Genomic DNA, 18,338 nt, shown 5'->3' on the forward strand with positions numbered 1-18,338 from the left:
GCTCCGATCACCAGCCGCGCTCGGCGAGGCGGTGCGGCTGCGGGATCTCGTCGACGTTGATGCCGACCATCGCCTCGCCCAGACCGCGGGAGACCTTGGCGAGCACGTCCGGGTCGTCGTAGAAGGTGGTCGCCTTGACGATCGCCTCGGCCCGCTGGGCCGGGTTGCCGGACTTGAAGATGCCGGAGCCGACGAAGACACCCTCGGCGCCGAGCTGCATCATCATCGCGGCGTCGGCCGGGGTGGCGATCCCGCCGGCGGTGAACAGCACCACCGGGAGCTTGCCGAGCTGGGCGACCTCCTTGACCAACTCGTACGGCGCCTGCAGCTCCTTGGCCGCGACGAACAGCTCGTCCTCGGGCAGGTTCTGCAGCTTGCGGATCTCCTGCCGGATCTGGCGCATGTGGGTGGTCGCGTTCGAGACGTCACCGGTGCCGGCCTCACCCTTGGAGCGGATCATCGCCGCACCCTCGGTGATCCGGCGCAGCGCCTCGCCCAGGTTGGTTGCACCGCACACGAACGGCACGGTGAACTGCCACTTGTCGATGTGGTTGGCGTAGTCGGCCGGGGTGAGCACCTCGGACTCGTCGATGTAGTCGACGCCGAGGCTCTGCAGCACCTGCGCCTCGACGAAGTGACCGATCCGGGCCTTGGCCATCACCGGGATCGAGACGGTGTTGATGATGCCGTCGATCATGTCCGGGTCGCTCATCCGGGAGACGCCGCCCTGCGCGCGAATGTCGGCCGGGACCCGCTCCAGCGCCATCACCGCGACAGCACCGGCGTCCTCGGCGATCTTGGCCTGCTCGGGGGTGACCACGTCCATGATCACGCCGCCCTTGAGCATCTCCGCCATGCCGCGCTTGACCTTCGCGGTGCCGGTCTGCGGGGTCTGGGGGGTCTGGTTCTCCGTCACTACATCCTCCTGGTCGTGGGGCACGTCTCCAGGTTAGGTGGCTGACGGCACCGATCTTCAGTCCACCTCGGATCAAGTGGACTGAGCGATCGCCTCCGACAGCCGGGCGACGACCAATCTGAGCGTGGCGGGCGGTGCGGTGAACGGGATCCGGATGTGCCGGCGGTCCGTCCCGTCCGGCGTGAACAGGTCCCCCGCACCCAGCAGTAGCCCCTGCTCACGAGCCTTCTCCAGCACTCGCCGTGCTCTGGTCTCGGTCAGCTCCAGCCACAACGTCATGCCACCTGTCGGCGTGGGCCATGCCACACCGTCGATCGTCTTGAGTCCAGTCTCCAACGCTTGAAGGTTGGCCCTCAGGCGTGTTCGGCGGCGGCTGATCACCCGGTCCAGCCTGCCGATGATCGCCTGAGCTAGCAGGTCGTCCAGAGCACTCGGTGACGCCACACTGAGCTGAGCCGCAGTGTTGATGCGCCTCCTGAGCTGTTTGCCCGTGCGGACCCAGCCGACACGCAGTCCACCCCACACTGTCTTACTCAGCGAGCCGACACTGACTGTGCGCGGGTAGCGACTCAGTGGCTCGGCCTGCTCCCCACTGGCCAACCACAGTGGCCTCATGGTCTCATCACTGATCAGTGCGGCGCCGTACCTGCGGGCGATCTCGACAACCGCCGTACGACGGTCTGGCGGGAGGCTGAGGCCGGTTGGGTTGTGGTTGTCCGCCTGGAGGTAGATGACCTTGGGCCGGTGCCGTCTGCACAGGTGAGCGAGCTGGTCCGTGTCCCACACTCCTGCTGGCCAGCCGGCCACGTCCAGGCGGTGTTTGCGGAGCAGGTCGAAGGCAGCCGGGTACGTCGGTGTCTCGGTGATCGCTACACCCGGTCCGAGGTCCAGACCGGCCAGTGCGGCGTTCAGTCCGGCTGCTGCACCTACAGTCAGGGTGAGCTGGTCCGGCTCGGTCGGTACGCCCTCACTCGTGAGCCTGGCCGCTAACGCCGTACGGAGCTCCAAGGAACCGCCTGGCGGTGGTCCGTCGCCGCCCATCGCGTGCGGCAGGCCGTCCTCGACGATCTGCGCGGCCACCTCGGCCACGTCATGCGGTGCGGCAGTCGTCGCGAACCGCAGGTCCAGCACTGGCTGGTCCCCCGCTGTCACCGTCGACGCCGGCGCGATCGGGTCCAGCAGCCGGTCAAGCGGTCGCACGACCGTCCCGGAACCCCGTTTGGTCTCCAGTACGCCGTCCGCCCGCAGGTGATCCAACGCCCGTACGACGGTCACCCGGCTGAGCCCGAGTCGGTCCGCCAGCACCCGCTCCGACGGCAGCCGCGACCCGATCGAGAGGTCACCCCGCTCGATCCGCCGCAGTACGAGAGCCTCGACCTGCTCGGTCTTGGTCCCGTCCACCGGATCCAGATCACCCGCCCGCCACATAAGTCCAGTCTGACACCACTGGCCTGATTCACCTCGACCCCGCGCGCTCCTCCTCCCCGCGTACTCCTCCCCGCCCCGCCCGTCCCTGCCCTGGCACTGGCCCTGCCCCGCGACCGAAGCCACCGTGCGGCAGCCGGCAACTCGGGCATCGAGTGTGACCACCTTGCTGCTGGTTAACGTTTGCCCGCAGCACAGGTGCCACAGTCGGGCAGCGGCGATCTGCCGCTAGCCGGAATGTCGGTGCAGGGTGTGAGGATGCGGGTATGGACGAGCGGTGGGCGATTGCGCCGGAGGAGGGTGGCGGGGCGGTGCTCGTCGCCCTGCAGCCGGACGGTCAGCCTGCCGGTGAGGTGCTGCACGAGCCGAATCTCGCGGCCGCGGTCGGGTCGCGTCCGCACGTGACCCGGTGGGTGTGGCGGTCGTCCTCTGAGATCTACCCGCGCCTGCTGGAGGCCGGCGTACGGGTGGAACGCTGCTACGACATCGAGAACAGTGAAGGCCTGCTGCTCGGTCACGAGGGTCGACTGGGTGAGCCTCGCTCGGCGGCGGCCGCGTGGGCCCGGTTGAACGGCCGGCCGGTGCCACCGGATCCGCCGCTGCGTGCCGTCGTACCAGGTGAACAGTCTTCGCTCTTCGAGATCCAGGAGGAGCCGGTCTCGTTCGAGGGTTTGTTGAAGGTGTACGCCGACCAACTGCGGCGACACCAATTGGCGGAATACCCGGACCGGATGCGGTTGCTGACGGCATCGGAATCGTCGGGGATGCTGATCGCCGCGGAGATGGACCGGGCTGGGTTGCCGTGGAGCGCTGACGCGCATCGTGTGTTGCTGACGGAGCTGCTCGGCGAACGGTTCGGCGGGACCGGGGAGCCGCGGCGGTTGACCGAGTTGGCGGATGAGGTGTCGGCTGCGTTTGGCCGGCGGGTGAGGCCTGACTTGCCGGCCGACGTACTGAAGGCGTTCAAGTCGGCCGGGTACCAGTTGAAGTCGACCCGGCGCTGGGAGCTGGAGACGATCGACCATCCGGCGGTCGCGCCGCTGATCGAGTACAAGAAGCTCTACCGGATCTACACCGCGAACGGTTGGTCGTGGCTGCACGACTGGGTCCACGACGGGCGCTTCCGCCCCGGCTTCCTCCCGGGCGGGACGGTCTCCGGCCGGTGGGTTACCAACGGAGGTGGCGGCCTGCAGATCCCGAAGGTGATCCGCCGGGCGGTGGTCGCCGACCCGGGTTGGCGGCTTGTCGTCGCGGACGCGTCCCAACTCGAGCCGCGCATCCTGGCCGCGATCTCCCGCGACCCCGCGTTGATGGAGGTCGCTAGCTCAGCCGGTGACCTGTACAAGGCGGTCTCGGACCAGGCGTTCTCCGGTGACCGCGCGATGGCGAAGCTCGCCGTACTCGGCGCCATCTACGGGCAGACGTCCGGCGATGGGTTGAAGAACCTCGCCATGCTGCGCAAGCGATTCCCGCGAGCCGTCGCGTACGTCGACGACGCGGCCCGCGCCGGCGAAGAAGGCCGCCTCGTCCGCACCTGGCTGGGCCGCACCTGCCCACCCGCCGGCGCTCCCCTGGACGATGCGCTCCTGGAAGGCCCAGGCGCAGAAGACGTGCAAGTGGACGCCCGCCACGCCCGAGCCCGCGGCCGCTTCACCCGAAACTTCGTAGTCCAAGGCTCCGCCGCCGACTGGGCACTGTTGATGCTGGCAGCCCTCCGCCAATCCCTATCCGGCCTCAAAGCCGAACTGGTCTTCTTCCAACACGACGAAGTCATAGTCCACTGCCCCGCCGGCGAGGCCGACCAGGTATCCGCCGCAATCCAAAACGCCGCCGACCTAGCCGGCACCCTGACCTTCGGCGAAACCCCCACCCGCTTCGCCTTCACCACAGCAACCGTCCAGAACTACGCCGACGCCAAGTAACCCTTCAGGACGGGCGCGTCCCCCAATCGCCAACGAAGAAGTAAGCAACCTGAAGGTCAGCGCCCTCATCAGACAGCCCGACACCCTCAGTCATAGAAACAAGGTTGTGGATGCACCGCACGAAGGTGTGCAGGCTCTGCTGCAAAATCCGATCGAACAGCTCGATCACCACAGCAACAGGAGGCTCCTCGGGTGCAGTCAGAAGATCCCACAACCGATCACTGAAGGCAGCCCAACTCCCCGCCCCAACACCGGAGAACCCAAGCCTCCCGCTCAACTCAATGAGCAGCCCCTCCTCCAGATCCCCCCGCTCGGGCGCCCGCACCCGCACCACCCGAAACCCAAGCCCCGCAAGCCCATCCAGAGTCTTCTCAAGATCATCCCTCTCGAGAAGATACGGCTCGGCAGTCAACCACGGCAGATTCGCCTCGAGATCAATCCACACCGCGGGCTCTCTCGGCGTATCAGCACCCACTCTGCGCCCCCTCGTCCCTCACTACGACCCACACGGACTGCAGGTCAGGAGTACCGCAGCACGGATCCATCCCGGTGTCTCGCCCGCGCCAGCAACCAGGCGTGTCGAACGCGAGGCTGAAATCCTACTTGTCTACATGCTCATGGGCATCAATCATCGCCATAGCTTCGTCCTGAAACCGCTCCAAATCCTCGTAGAAAGCAGGAAACCCACCCCGCCGGGTAGCGAATTTCACTGTGGCACCGTGCGTGAGATAACCTTCATCCACGCCGACGGAGACGACCGCCACAAGAAATTCGGATGCTGGCAGGGCACGGGCGGCGCGGAACGCGGCACCCACGAACGCGCGAGACCGCGCGACGGCACCACGAAGAAACAAGTCGCGTTCCTTCGAGAGGTCATCGCATGGGATGGCAACATCGTTGACTTCAAGCTCATGCTGGGAAATCGTCTCCGCCTGCCAGTCATCACGCCATCCAGCTCCTTCGCCGTAGCAGCCGGTGAGCACGAGAGCGCCAGCCGGTCCGGTTCGCCAACCAGATTCGACCAGGTCCTGCAGATCATCAGGCAGGTCTTTCGGACCTCCCACTTCAGCGTCCGCCCGCCACAGCGGCAGCATCAATTCGTTCATCCTCATAGCGCCTCCACCCAACACCAGAAGTGTCTTGGCGCCTGCATCGACCGAGCGACAGTTGCCCTGCGGTGTTGTACCCGAGGGTCTGCAGGGTGCGGGTGACCGGGTCGGTCACCGTGGCCGGGCGGCCGTTGAGGTAGGTGAAGTCGGCGGTTCCGGCAGCGTCGATCCGCTGGGTCAGCTGACCGTCGGCGTCGTAGCCGTGGGTCGACGTGCCGGACGGGCCGTCGGCGCGCAGCAGCATGCCGCGGTCATTGTAGGTGTAGGTGTTGACGCCGTCCAGTGAACTGGTGGTTGCGGGTCGTCCAGCCAAGTCGTAGGTCAGGTCGCGAATCGCCGTGGAGGCCTCCGCGCCGGAGCCCTCCTCCTTCGCGAGTCGACCGGACGCGTCGAACGACCGGGTCCGCTGCACACCGCCCGGCGACGGAGAGCCGGCATTCTCGGTCTGCGACCCGCTCACCAGCGGTCGTCATCGGCGAATCCAGGCTCAGGACAGCTTACCCAGAAGCCATTCAGAGAAGCTAGAAGAGTCGATTTGGATATCCTCAGGATCGTCATGAAACCAAACAAACACGGGCGAATCGGCCTCATCCTTTAAATTGCGAAGGAAGTACAAGTTGCCGCCGCCGTCATTAAAGATCACAATCCCTTCTGAAGGAAAGTTCGGAGAGTCCCTTCTCTCTGCGAGAGTGATCTCGAGCACGTTCAGGTACGGCGGAACATCGGGACCGAGGCCGTAAATCTCATCGGGCCCAACCGATGCATAGCCGAAGGCGGACAGGAAGTGTCGGTAGTCAACCGGCAACGGCCCCAATGCAGCTTCAGCATCGACTATCAATTCCTCAGCGGCACCCTGGGCAGCCTCAGCCTCACCCGCCTCGATCTTTGCCCTGAGGATCTCATCCCATTCCATTGACCGAACTCATCTCCGATTCCTACTTCGGGGGGTGATTCTTCGCATAGTTCTCACCAAGTCGATGCTGCGTGCGTGTCAGCGGTATCAGGTTATCGGGATTGTTTGTGCCACCGCGAGAGAGCATGACCTTGTGATGGATCTCCATTGGATAGCCATCACTGCCGATCGGTGCCTTACCGCCTTGCATTCTAGCAAGATCGTCAGCCGTGTACTTACCAGGGTTGTTAGCCGCCTCATCCATCCAAAACTTGGGCTTGACTTCCTTATTGAACTCAGCCCGCAGATTCTTGAGTTCTTCCCTGGTCGGCACCTGTGAATTAGCGGAACCAGGTTTTAGACCATCCTCACCCCAATTGGGGTCCTCTGGAGGCCCTGCTGTTCCACCGCCGCCTCCGGCGATCGCAAAGAGCAGGCCTCTTGCCACCGCGGACCAGAACTCTTCTGGAGAGTCCCAGGTGGCGTCGTCGGCTGCTGCGATGCCGCCCGCGATGATGATGCCGCCACCACCAGCGGGGGCGGCGCCACTCTCGAACGGCGTGTCCTTGTTGGGCAGGCTCATGCCCATGTTGAACCAGTTGTAGCCGCCAGTGTTGGCGACGTTGCCGATGACGGAGCCGGTTTGGTCGAGGGCGTTCTGGTGGAGTTCGTCGGACCAGTCGCTGGTTTCGTCGGTTAGGTCGTCTTGGGGGCCAACGACGGTTGCGGGTTGGGTCGGCTCGACAGGGCAGAGGGCTGGGTTGCCGTTGGCGCAGGACGGGTCGCCTGGGGGTGGTTGGGGGATGTTCTTGGCGTCGTCCTCAAGCTGTTCGCGTTCCTTCTTGGTCTTCTTGTTGAGCTGGCATTGCTTATCGCAGGTCGGCGGTGGCTTCGGACTTCCGCACTTGCTGGTCTTGCAGGGGTTGCCGCCGCAGTTCTTGCCCTTGCAACCGTCGTCGTTTCCGCAGCTCTTGCCCTTACAACCGCCGCCGTCGCCGCAGCTCTTGCCCTTGCAGCCTGTGTCGCCGCAGCCGCCCTTCTTCTTGCAGCCGCCAGCGCCCGGTGGTGGCGGGTCGTCAGGCGGATCGCAGGTTACGCCGTATTGCGGCCACTGCTCTTCGCCGCCAATGGGCTTCTTCGGGTCGTGATAGCACTCACTGTCGCCACCACCCGGATCCTCACGCATGTGGCCGTCGGGGTCGTTGAAGGTGACGGGGTTGCCGCCGGTGTAGGAGTAGAGGTTGAGGACGGAGGAGGCGGTGCCGGCGTTGTGGGTGATGGTGTCTCGGGAGTTGAAGGTGCCGGATCCGGCGTTGTACCAGCGGGCGCCTTGGTTGACGTCGCCGGAGCGGGGGTCGGTCCAGTCGCCTTGGTAGCCGACCCGGTATTTGAGGCCCGTGGCATTGGTGGAGTTGCCGAAGGGGTCGAAGGTACGGGTGTCGGGCAGGCCCGCGGCCAGGGCGGTGTCGGCGGGGTCGAAGCCTGCGATGACGTCGCCGTGCCGGTCCGCGAGGACGAGGCGTTTGGTGGTTTCGTAGCCGACCGAGAGCAGGCCATCGGAGGCTGAGCGGCCAAAGAATTGCGTGCCGTCGGAGACGACCTCGTCGCTGAACCCGTCGTAACGCATCCGCGCGGTGCCGGCCTGGACGGGGCGGTCGAGGGCGTCGTAGGTGAAGTCGCGGTCGGACCTGCTGACCATCCGGTCGAAAGCGTCGAAGGTGAACGCTTCGGTCGTGGTTCCGGTGACCTTGGACAGCAGTGCGCCGCGGGGCGAGTGGGTGTAGGTGGAGGTGCCGTCGTTGAGGAGCCGGTTGCGTTCGTCGTACGACGCGAGCTTGATGCCGGCCTTGATCCGGTTGGAGGCGGCGTCCCACCCGTACTCGGTGGTGGTGGTGGTTCCCTTCGTCCAGGACGTCAGGCGGCCGAGCTGGTCGTAGGCGTAGGTGTTGTTGCCGGCGCCGGCGACACCGGTGGTGTTCTTCGAGGTGATGTTGTTGTCGGCGTCGTACCCGTAGGTGATCGACGACACCGACGTCGTCCCGGCCTTCAGCACGTCGGAGTTCATCCGGCCGTAGGCGTCGTACCCGATCGTGCGGATTCGACCCGAGCCGTAATCGATCGTGGACAGTTGCCCCGCGGTGTTGTAGCCGAGGGTCTGCAGGGTGCGGGTGACCGGGTCGGTGACGGTGGCCGGTCGGCCGTTGGTGTAGGTGAAGTCGGCGGTGCCGGCAGCGTCGATCCGCTGAGTGAGCTGACCGTCGGCGTCGTAGCCGTGGGTCGACGTGCCGGAGGGGCCGTCGGCGCGCAGCAGCATGCCGCGGTCGTTGTAGGTGTAGGTGTTGACGCCGTCGAGTGAACTGGTGGTTGCGGGTCGTCCGACCAGGTCGTAGGTCAGGTCGCGGGTCGCGGTGGAGGCTTCTGCGCCGGTGCCTTCTTCCTTCGCGAGTCGCCCGGCGGCGTCGAAGGTGCGGGTCCGCTGTACGCCGCCCGGCGACAGCAGCGACACCGGGTTGCCGGAGGCGTCATAGGTCGCTGTCCACGTGCGGTCGGCGACCGCCGGGTGCGCAGTGGTCGACGGCTCGATCACCTTCTCCGGCAGACCGAGTGTGTTGATCGTGTAGACGCTGGTGTTGCCGCGGCCGTCGGTGTAGCGGGTACGGTTGCCGGCGGCGTCATACCCGTATCCGATGGTGATCGAGTCGGTCGCGTTGACCGGGTCGACCTGGGTCTTCAATCGGCCGAGAGCGTCGTAGGTGTACGTCGTGGCGCGGTTGCCGGACGCGGGTGTCGACGAGGTCAGGTTCCCGTCCACGTCATAGCCCAGCACCGTAGTGCCCAGTGCGGTGTTCGACGTGTTCAGCATCTTCGACGCGACCAACTGTCCGGCCTTGTCGTAGGTCGCGATACTGCTGCGGCCCATGCCATCGGTGGATCGCACTTGGCGGCCGGCGTAGTCGTAGCCGAGCTTGGTCAGGACGCCGTTCGGGTCGCTGGACTGGGTCAGTTGCCCGAGGGTGTCGTAGGTGTTGGTCGCGGTCGCACCGGAGGGGGCCTGGGCCTTGACGATGTTGTCCATGTCGTCATAGGTCAGCCGGGTGACGAAGTTCCCCGCGGTCGGTTTCCGTTCGACATCGGTCGAGGTGACGACGCGGTCGAGGTCGTCGTAGGTGAACTTCTTCACCGCCCCGAGCGGGTCCGTGGTCGATTCGACGTCTCCGTTGGGGGTGTAGGTGACCTTGGTGACCGCCCGCTCGTCGTTGGTCTTGCCTGGTGCGTCGACTTGGACTTGGCGATTCAGGTGGTCATAGGTGAAGCGGGTTGCGTTGCCGCGTTCGTCGATCTGCGCGAGCAGGTTGCCGACCGCGTCGTAGGAGAAGCTCGCCTTCGGCGTGATGGCAGTGCCGCCGGGTGGCGTGTACGACGGCGCGGTGACCTCGGTGGTCCGGCCGAGCTTGTCGAAGGCGGTCTTGACGATGTTGCCCAGGGCATCCTTCGAGGACGTCGCCTGACCGAATGCGCCGTACCCGACAGACACTGTCGGCTGGACGTCGGCGGGGGTGCCGCCGTTCTGCTCGGCCTGAACCTTCGGCGCGACCGTCCTCACCTGACGGCCCAGCTCGTCGTAGGTATAGGTGGTGGTGAAGTCGGCCTTGACCGCGCCGGCCGCGTTTCCGCGCGGCGTGGTCATCGATGTTGACAGGCCGCGCTGGTCGAACGTCCACGACGTCGTCAGCTGGGTGCCACCGGTGTTCTCAACTGTCTGCGACACGCGGCGTCCGGATGCGTCGTGCACATAAGTAGTGACGTCGGTGACGGCGGTCGGGCCGGCGAGATCGGCGTTCGACCAGTTGCCGGTGGTCTCCTCCTTGGTGACGTTGCCGACCAGGTCGTGGGTATAGGCAGTTTTCCGTTTCAGCCCGTTGGGATCCGCGGTCTCGGTCGCGACCCGCCCGGCAGCGTCGATCGTGTAGGTGGTCGTCGACTTGCCGCTGTCGGTGACGGCCTTGATCCGGTTTCCTGCCGCGTCGTAGGTGTTGTCCTCCAGTACGACGTTGCGCGTGGTGCCATCGGGATCGTGGAAGCCCTCCAGGGTCTTCGTCTTCAGAGTGTCGTCGTGGTTGTAGTCGTAGATGACGACGCGTCCCATCGCGTCCACGTCCGCCGACTTGCGGCCGGACGGGTCGTACTGGGTCTTTGAGCGAACGGCGTAGTCGATGCCTTCGCGTGGCTCACCGGCCGGCGGGTTGGCCGGATCGACGGGGAGGTTCATGTCCCAGACCTCGGTGAGCATGTTGAGGTCGCTGTACTTGTACTCGAACCGATTCCCGTTCGCGTCCTCGGACCAGGTCCGGTTGCCGAACCCGTCGTACCCCTGCTGGGACATCTTGCCGTCGGCATCGATCGTCCGGGTCAGGCGGTTGCAGTCGTCGTACTCCATCGTCGCGACCCGTGGCTCGTCCGGCGTCTTCAGGTCCCGCGCGGTCGTCTTGGTGACGTTGCCGTCGGCGTCGTACTCGAGCTCGGCCTTCTGCTGGTGCTGCTCCCCCGTCACCGCGTCCGTTGTCACCGGACCGGTGACAGCGATGACGCGCGACATCTTGTCGTAGTCGTAACTGGTGGTGACGCCGTTGGGGTAGGTGTCGGAGATCTGGGTCTCGGTCTTCTTCCGCCCGATCTCGTCATAGGTGTACTTCGTGACCAGCCCGGACGGCGCCGTCTGCTGCACCAGTTGACCGTGCTCGTTGTACAGGTACTGCGTCGACGCCGTCACCGACGCGTTCACCTTTGCCGTCGCGGTCTTCAACAATCCGGGCGGCATCGGCTTGCCATCCGGCCCTGTCGCGACGCCGTCGGTGTAGGTGTAGGTCTTCACACCGCCGTCGGGGCTGAACTCCGACGCCACGTCCCCCGACACCGTGAGGTTCATGTTCCGCTTGTAGGTGTCGTCGGTCGCGCTCGCTGACCTGCCGTCGCGGAAGGCGAGGAGCTTGTCCCAGCGTGGATCCAGCGCCGGCCAGGCGTCGTTCGCGTGATACGAGCTGTACTCGGTCCGGCAGTCGGTCGCATCGTCGCGGCAGGTCTTGGTCGAAGCGACGTTGCCACGTGCGTCGTACGTCATCGTGACCTCGCCACCCATCTCACCGGTGACCTTGGTCAGCTTGCCGGTTTTGTCGTGGGTGTAACTGCGCACGGCATAGTCACCCGGCCAGTGCGGCGACGTCTCGGCGGTCCAAGGCTTGTGAGTGTCGGTGCCCAGGGGACGTCCGGTGCGCAGCAGCGAGCCGGAGAGCGCGTCGTATTCATACATGTACGACGTCGTGCCGGGCCCGGTGACCTTGACCTTGCGGTACAGCCCGGTGGTGTTGCTGCCGATCACCTGAGGATCGTCGATCGTCCAGTCGCCGCCGTTGGCGTCGACATAACGCTTCACGCGGTCCTCGGCGGGGTTGTACTCGACCTCGGCGGTGGTTCGCCCCGCGCCGGAGGTGATGGAGGTCAATTGGTCGGCCGGGTTGCGGCCCCGCTGCCAGTGGCTGACGACCTCTTTGGTCGTGAGCGGGTGCGAGTACAACGCGACCTCGTCGATCTGCCCGGTGAAGTACTTGACCGTCTCGGTGCCGTACGACGGCCACGCGGTCGGTGCCGCCGCAACGGCCGCACCGATCTGGTTCACCGGGAACTGCGCGTGGTCGACCACGCTCTGCGTGATCGTGCCGATCGCGACACCGTCCAGGTACAGCGACTGCCGCGTCCCCATCGAGCTCAGTACGACGTGATGCCATTGGTTGTCGTTGACAACAGCCGACGACGTCATCGGCTCGACCGAGCCATGCCAGAACTGGCCTCGCAGCTTGCCGTCACTACCGACGTACAGCGCCGGCATGCCTCCGGTCGTCGTCGGCCCGAAGGTGTTCTTCTGGTAGCCGAGCAACGGCTGACCAGCCGTGCCGCTGGTTTTGAACCACAACTCGACCGCTTCGTCGCGGCTGCGGGTGGCCAACCCGTTCGGCAGTTCCACCCGCGACGTACCAGTGAACTTGACCGACTTGTCCGCATCACCCACACCCGCCAGCGGACTGTCCTGACCGAACTGGACCGCGGCGTACGTGCCGAAGCCGTCGTTCAGCGTGATGTCGATCTCGTTGGTCGCGTCGTTGTCGGCACCGTCATCAGACAGCCGGAAGTAGCCGTCCGGGCTGCTGTCCAGCACCGCACTGCGATAGTGCGAGCCCTGCTGAGAGCTATACGTCGTGCACTTCTGCTCCGAATTGCAGGACTTCGTCAGCACGTCACCGGCGTACTCATAGGTCCACGTCAGCGGTGTCGCATTGACCGGCTGGGTGCTCACCGACGCGACATGCTTGTTGTCCGCCGTCCACGTGAACGACAGCTTCCGCCCCGCGCCGTCCTGGCTGGCCGCCGACTCCAGCGTCCCATCGGCACGGTAGGTCAACGCCAGTGGCTTGCCCAGCGTGTTGTAGATCTTGCTGAGCTTCCCCGTTCCAGCGGCGAACTCGTACTTCGTCCCCGCCACGATCTGCAGCGTCCACGGACCATTCGCCGAGCTGGCGGTCAGGACCGCCTTGGATCCACGCGGCGACGCGAACGTGCCGTCCGCGTTCTTCCCGAACCGCACCTGGCGGCCATCCGGATAGGTCACCAGCGCGCTGCCGTCGTTCTCGATGATCAGCCGCATGTCGTAGCGGCTCGACCAGCCGGCGCCGAACAACCCGTCCCGCCGCGGGTCCAGACTGTTGTAAGTCCGTGCCACGTTCAGCTCAGGACCAGCCACCGGTACGACGACATCCAGCGCGGACGTCGTGTAGTTCCCGACCGCCGGGTCGTACGGCTTGTCCTGCGACTTGCCGTCATTGTTCGCGATGTGCGAGGTGATCGCGGGCTGCGGAACATCGGTGAACATCGTGATCGGCGACCCGATCGTGTATGAACCGTCGTTGTCCTGAACGTAGATCTTCCACTCGTACTCGCGGTTCCAGCCCAGCTTCCCGGCCGGCACCACCCACGTCTTCGACGAGCTGTAGGCCCCGCTGAAGAAGCACCCCACCTCGTGATTCGAGCCGACGACCTCACAGATCCGGAAGCTGTACTTCAACGTGCTGTCCGGCGCATCCGGATCGATCCCTGACGCCCACACCTGCGGCGTCAACGAGTACGCCTGGGCGCCGTTCAGCGGCCATACCTTCGCAGGATCCACCACCGGCGCCACGTTCTGCACCGTGATCAATCGCGCCGCGGGCTCGACACCCCAGTCGGTGTACCAGCGATGAATCGTCGTATCCCGATGCACCATCGAGAACTCGATCTGGTAGTCGATACCCGCCTCACTGCCCGGTAATGCCCCCACCGCGACATCCAGATTGATCTTGCCGCCGTGCGGCACCGACGTCGTCACGGGCGTCGCCAAGGCCGATACATTGACCAGTTGCCCGTTTTTGAAGACCCGGTAGCTCATGTAGTCATCGCCCGGCTGCCACGTGAACGCACCGAGGTTCGTGATCGTCATCGGGAACTTGCCGGCCTTGTCCTGGGTGACGTACCACTCCTTCGGCTGAGACCGGAACGCATACGCCGCGTGGTACGGCGAATGCGTCACCGCCAGCTTCGGCGGGTTCGCCGTGTTGATCCCCGCGAACTTCTTCCACGAGTACCGATCCGTCCGCTGGTTGGCGAACATGGCGAACCCGAAGTTCGACCGCTGCCCGTCCACCAGGCTCTGCAGCCACGACACACCCGTGGCGTTGAACGGGATGACGTCGTACCTCGGCGCGCATGCCGTCGTTCCCGTCGAGCCCGACACATAGCCACGCGAGAAACTGTTCGATGCGATCACCGACGGCGTCGCCTGTGGACCCGGATACTTCAACTGTGACAGTGGGGTGGACTGCCACCCTTCCATCGCGCCATAGATGTCGACGCGCCGCGACGAGCACGTGTCGGCCTGATAGTTGTAGACCTCCATCTGCGCCGCCGTGATCGTGTCGTACCGGAAGGCGTCCACCAGGTTCGGGAACGACAACAGCGACGTGTACGCATTCCAGCCCGAGGTCGACGAACAGTTCGTCGTGCCCGCTGCGGGACGGCAACCGATCTGCAGATCGCTCGCACCGCTCACCGAGCCATTCACACCAGCGCTCACCGCGTACGTCGGCGTCAGCCGATCCGTCGGAATGTCGACCGTCGGGTCGATCCGCACCGGAAACACCCGCGCCGGATCGTCCAGCCAGGCACTGTCCGCCGTCACCTTCAACGCCTGACGGCCATCCACCGTCACTAGCTCGTACGACACCGCATCCGATGTAGCGCGCACCTCGACAGTGTTCGAATCCTCCATCGTTCCGGCCGGGATCCGCGCCCGCTCGACGCACCTGCAAATTCCCAAAAATCTGTAACGCTCACGCTCTACGCAGGTCCGATGGATCATCCGGGTGCTCGTCGACGTGTGCAGGTACGGTTCCGGCATGGGTGCTTGGGATGCGTCGGTATTTGGGAATGATGAGGCGGCGGACTGGGGTGGGGACCTCGCGGATGGGGACAGCGAGGTGCCGGTGTATGAGGTGCTGCGGGAGGTTGCTGGGTGGGCAGCCGATGAATACCTCGAAGCAAGCCTCGGGTCGGAGGCGTTGGCTGCGGCGGAGGTTGTTGCCGCTGCGGCGGGCCGGCCGACGGCCGTGAACGCATACAACGAAAATGTGCTGGCGTGGGCGGCCAAGCGACCCGGCCTGACCGAGCTCGCACCTGTCGCACGCAGCGCCGTCGAGCGGGTCCGTGCGGCGGAGTCGGAACTTGCCGAGGAGTGGGAAGAGGCCGGCGACACCGAATGGTCCGGCGCCCTCGAGGACCTACTGAACCGGCTCCGCTAGCCGACAGCTGTCTTGCTCAGTTCTCCAGCAGGCGATCCGGCTTGGCGTCAACGGCGACCCGTCGTACCTGACCGGCGGTGAGGTGGAGGTGGTGTCCGTTGGGTAGGTCGTCTTTGGCCAACGTCAGTAAGTGACGCGCCACGGACGTCACGCCTGCCCGGTTGGCCACCAGGCGGGTCTCGGAGACCGCGCTGCGCGTCACAGGGGCCGCATCCAGAACGTCGGGGTTGTCATCGTGCCGACCACCCACCGGAGCTGGAAAGGATCTGCAGTACGACAGGAGGTATCCGGCGATCGAGCCGGATAGCTGGTGGGCTCAGGCGGGGAGTGACCGGTAGTGGGCGTATACGTCCTGTCGATTTGCACCCAGGCGGACTGCTGAGCGGTTACGACCCCAACGTTCCTTGACGCGGCACCAGTTCACTTCAGCATCCTGCCAACCTGTCGCCAAACGTTTCGAGGTGCACGCAGGGCGGCCGGCTCGGCCAGTCAACGTTCATGGTTTTCGTCCAGGTGGGGTGGGAGGTTGAAGGGGGTGATGTCGGTTATTTCGAAGGCGGTTATTTCGGCGATCAGACCGTCTTCTATGCGGAAGATGTCGAAGGCGAAGGGGCGGTATGTGGTGTCGTCCGGGGGCTTTAGGTAGGCGGCGAGGGTGGGTTGGTGGTTGAGGGTGGTGGGGAGGAAGCGCCAGGTGCCTCGGTAGGCGTTGCCGGAGGGGGTGAAGTTGGCGGCTAGTGAGCGGACGGCGTCGTGGCGGCCTTCGAACCAGAAGGGGTACGGCGGCATCGTGATGCGGATGTCCTCGTGCATCAACCCCGCCAGGGCGTCGGGGTCGGCTGCGTCCCAGGCGGCCATGTATTTGCGGAGAAGCTCTTGCTCTACGGCAGTTGACGACCTAGCTGACCACTCCGAGCGGTGCGGTGGGAGGTGTTCGCGGAGGACTGGACGGGCTCGTTGGAGGGTGGAGTTGACGGCGGCGACGCTCAACGAGACGGCTTCGGCGGTTTCGCGGGCTGACCAGCCGAGGACGTCGCGGAAGATGAGTACGGCGCGTTGGCGGGGTGGGAGGTGCTGGATCGCTACCAGGAAGGCGAGTTCGATGGTTTCCCGGCGTACGGCGACAGCGTCCGGCTCCTCGATGCGGTTCAAGACCACGTCGGGGAACGGCTGCAACCACGGCACGTCTTCGCGCGCAGGCAAGGCTGACGCCGGGAAGGAAGCGGGCTCGAGCTGATACGGGAGGACCCGCTGCGGACGTCGTACGTCGTCGATGCAAGCGTTCGTCGCGATCCGGTAGAGCCAAGCGCGCACCGATGAGCGGCCTTCGAAACTCTCCCGAGCACGCCAAGCACGGAGGAACGTCTCCTGGACCATCTCTTCGGCGTCGTCGTACGAGCCGAGGAGCCGGTAGCAGTGCACCAGCAACTCGTGCCTATAGCTCTCAGCCAAGTCGCCGAAGTTCAACTCCCGTCCTCCAACTCGATCGTGTCCGGCATCGGTGCGTGCCCCGCCAGCCGCAGCCAGCTGACGAGTCGCCGCCGGCGCAGGTCCCGCGTCGACACCACGATGTCGTTGTGGAACCGGCGCGCCAACTGGACCCGCCGCATTGCCAGGCTCAGCTCCCCGGCCCACGGTTCCACATCGGTGCCGGTGGCATTGATCGCCCGGGTCAGCGCGGACTCCCGCTGTTCCCGGTCCTCCGGTGACGCGGTCCGCGCCCGATGGGCCGCATCCAGTAGCAACAGCGACGACGCCGGGTCGAGTACGCCGGTCCCGGCCAGCTCGGCGACCAGAGCGGCCCGCCGAGCCAGCTCCGTCTCCAGCGACGCCCGCGCGCTCTCGACGCGGTGATGCAGCCGGTCCAATCGTCCGGCCGTCCAGCTCGCATACGCTCCGAGCAACAGCAGCACGACACCGACGACAAGCAGCGCCCAGGAAAGACTCACGGCCGCACGGCAGGGAGGTCGATCCGGAAGGCGCACCCGCCGGGGACGTTGCTGACGGCAATGGTGCCGTCGTGGGACTCGACGATGCCGCGGGCGATGGCGAGTCCTAGGCCGGCACCGCCATCGGTCGGGGTTCGCCCCGCGTCACCGCGCCAGCCGACGTCGAAGACCCGGTCCAGATCCTCAGCAGGTATGCCGCCGCAGGCGTCGGTGACCGCCAGACTGACGTGATCATCCGACGAGCGGTCGACGGACAAGGCAACGGTTTCGTCCGGTTTGGTGTGGCGGATCGCGTTGTCGACAAGGTTCGTCACCGCGCGGGTCAGTTCGTCCGGATCTCCTTGTACGGCGAGCCGATCGTCCGAGGAAGGTGTCGACACAACCAGTCGGACACCCGAGACGCGGGCGTGCTCACCGCTCTCCCCCGCGACGTCCTCCGCCAACTCGCGCAACGAGACGGCCATCCGCCGCCGGGGTGCCGGCGCCGTCGACAACCGCGACAGCTCGAACAGATCGTCCACCAGCCCGGTCATCCGATCGACCGTCGCACGCATCTGCCGCAACGCCGCCGGTACGTCGTCGATCACGCCGTCCTCGAGTCCCTCCGACACGGCTCGCAACCCGGCGAGCGGCGTACGCAGGTCATGCGACATGAAGGCAACCAACTCCCGCCGGCTGTCCTCCAGGGCACGCTCACGTTCGTGCGACGCGGCCAGCTTCATCCGCGTCATCTCCAACTCGTCCGTCAACGCCGCCAACTCGGCCGGCACAGTGCCTCTCGACGGAGCGTCCGGGGCGTCGTACGACGTACCAAGGTGACGCAACCGTCGTCCGACATCACGCGAGCCGGTGGCGACCCAATGCCCGATCAGCACCGACAACCCCACCCCGAGCAGCGCCGCGAACACCAGCGTCCACAGCACCACCCACGAGTCGTGGGCCGAGATGAACATCGCCCGCACACTCTGCAGTACGGCGGCCAACGCGGCGGCCATCGGCACCAGGGCCGCCACGATCATCGCCGTACGCAACGAACGACGCCGGAACTGCCACAGGATCGCGGCCCCGATCGCCGCCACCACCAGTGTCCACAGGGTGGTCAGCGCGAGAATCGTGACGGTGTCGCGGTTCATCCGGATTCGCCCACGAAGCGATAGCCGGTGCGCGGCACCGTGAGCACCAACCGGGGATCGGAGGGGTCGGCCTCGATCTTCTCCCGCAACCGCCGGACGTGAACCGTCAC

14 protein-coding genes are annotated in these 18,338 nt (G+C 65.7%); 2 read left to right on the plus strand and 12 right to left on the minus strand.

Annotated elements, in window-relative coordinates; genetic code table 11:
* Positions 1 to 7: 7 nt before the first annotated feature.
* Positions 8 to 916 carry a pyridoxal 5'-phosphate synthase lyase subunit PdxS gene (gene pdxS, locus V9K99_RS42485; RefSeq protein WP_337012692.1) on the minus strand — a complete coding sequence of 303 codons (909 nt, stop codon included), beginning with the start codon at positions 914 to 916 and terminating at the stop codon, positions 8 to 10.
* Positions 917 to 988: 72 nt separating this feature from the next.
* Positions 989 to 2,344, minus strand: coding sequence for an aminotransferase-like domain-containing protein (locus tag V9K99_RS42490; protein WP_337012694.1), 1,356 nt, complete (start codon positions 2,342 to 2,344; stop codon positions 989 to 991).
* A gap of 263 nt (positions 2,345 to 2,607) precedes the next feature.
* On the opposite strand from V9K99_RS42490, the gene V9K99_RS42495 reads away from it, so the two are divergent.
* Positions 2,608 to 4,263 (plus strand): bifunctional 3'-5' exonuclease/DNA polymerase, encoded by a 1,656-nt coding sequence (locus tag V9K99_RS42495; protein ID WP_337012696.1) that lies wholly within the window; start codon positions 2,608 to 2,610, stop codon positions 4,261 to 4,263.
* A gap of 4 nt (positions 4,264 to 4,267) precedes the next feature.
* On the opposite strand, the gene V9K99_RS42500 is transcribed toward V9K99_RS42495, so the two are convergent.
* The 5 genes from V9K99_RS42500 to V9K99_RS42520 all read right to left on the minus strand — a co-directional run bounded on the left by V9K99_RS42500 (position 4,268) and on the right by V9K99_RS42520 (position 14,593).
* Positions 4,268 to 4,708, minus strand: coding sequence for a hypothetical protein (locus V9K99_RS42500; protein ID WP_337012698.1), 441 nt, complete (start codon positions 4,706 to 4,708; stop codon positions 4,268 to 4,270).
* Between the two features lie 154 nt (positions 4,709 to 4,862).
* Positions 4,863 to 5,369 carry a hypothetical protein gene (locus V9K99_RS42505; RefSeq protein WP_337012700.1) on the minus strand — a complete coding sequence of 169 codons (507 nt, stop codon included), beginning with the start codon at positions 5,367 to 5,369 and terminating at the stop codon, positions 4,863 to 4,865.
* Positions 5,329 to 5,832 (minus strand): hypothetical protein, encoded by a 504-nt coding sequence (locus V9K99_RS42510; protein WP_337012702.1) that lies wholly within the window; start codon positions 5,830 to 5,832, stop codon positions 5,329 to 5,331. The genes V9K99_RS42505 and V9K99_RS42510 overlap by 41 nt, the downstream gene beginning before the upstream one ends.
* Before the next feature lie 27 nt (positions 5,833 to 5,859).
* Positions 5,860 to 6,285 (minus strand): SMI1/KNR4 family protein, encoded by a 426-nt coding sequence (locus V9K99_RS42515; RefSeq protein WP_337012704.1) that lies wholly within the window; start codon positions 6,283 to 6,285, stop codon positions 5,860 to 5,862.
* A 22-nt stretch (positions 6,286 to 6,307) separates the two neighbouring features.
* Positions 6,308 to 14,593 carry a LamG-like jellyroll fold domain-containing protein gene (locus V9K99_RS42520; protein WP_337012706.1) on the minus strand — a complete coding sequence of 2,762 codons (8,286 nt, stop codon included), beginning with the start codon at positions 14,591 to 14,593 and terminating at the stop codon, positions 6,308 to 6,310.
* Positions 14,594 to 14,744: 151 nt separating this feature from the next.
* Between V9K99_RS42520 and V9K99_RS42525 the strand changes: the two genes are divergently transcribed.
* Positions 14,745 to 15,146: a DUF4259 domain-containing protein gene (locus V9K99_RS42525; protein WP_337012708.1), complete on the plus strand. Its 402-nt coding sequence runs from the start codon at positions 14,745 to 14,747 to the stop codon at positions 15,144 to 15,146.
* A gap of 16 nt (positions 15,147 to 15,162) precedes the next feature.
* On the opposite strand, the gene V9K99_RS42530 is transcribed toward V9K99_RS42525, so the two are convergent.
* The 5 genes from V9K99_RS42530 to V9K99_RS42550 form a co-directional block, all read right to left on the minus strand.
* Entirely contained in the window at positions 15,163 to 15,348 is a 186-nt protein-coding gene (locus V9K99_RS42530; protein WP_337012709.1) for an Imm32 family immunity protein, read from the minus strand.
* A gap of 287 nt (positions 15,349 to 15,635) precedes the next feature.
* Positions 15,636 to 16,613, minus strand: a complete 978-nt coding sequence (locus tag V9K99_RS42535; RefSeq protein ID WP_337012711.1) for an RNA polymerase subunit sigma-70 — start codon at positions 16,611 to 16,613, stop codon at positions 15,636 to 15,638.
* Positions 16,610 to 17,095 (minus strand): hypothetical protein, encoded by a 486-nt coding sequence (locus tag V9K99_RS42540; protein ID WP_337012712.1) that lies wholly within the window; start codon positions 17,093 to 17,095, stop codon positions 16,610 to 16,612. The genes V9K99_RS42535 and V9K99_RS42540 overlap by 4 nt, the downstream gene beginning before the upstream one ends.
* Positions 17,092 to 18,228, minus strand: a complete 1,137-nt coding sequence (locus tag V9K99_RS42545; RefSeq protein ID WP_337012714.1) for a sensor histidine kinase — start codon at positions 18,226 to 18,228, stop codon at positions 17,092 to 17,094. Before V9K99_RS42545 ends, V9K99_RS42540 begins: the two co-directional genes overlap by 4 nt.
* Positions 18,225 to 18,338 (minus strand): winged helix-turn-helix domain-containing protein, encoded by a 114-nt coding sequence (locus tag V9K99_RS42550; RefSeq protein ID WP_337012716.1) that lies wholly within the window; start codon positions 18,336 to 18,338, stop codon positions 18,225 to 18,227. Before V9K99_RS42550 ends, V9K99_RS42545 begins: the two co-directional genes overlap by 4 nt.

Origin of the sequence: Kribbella sp. CCNWLW201 (assembly GCF_037203805.1) — a bacterium.
GTDB lineage: Bacteria > Actinomycetota > Actinomycetes > Propionibacteriales > Kribbellaceae > Kribbella.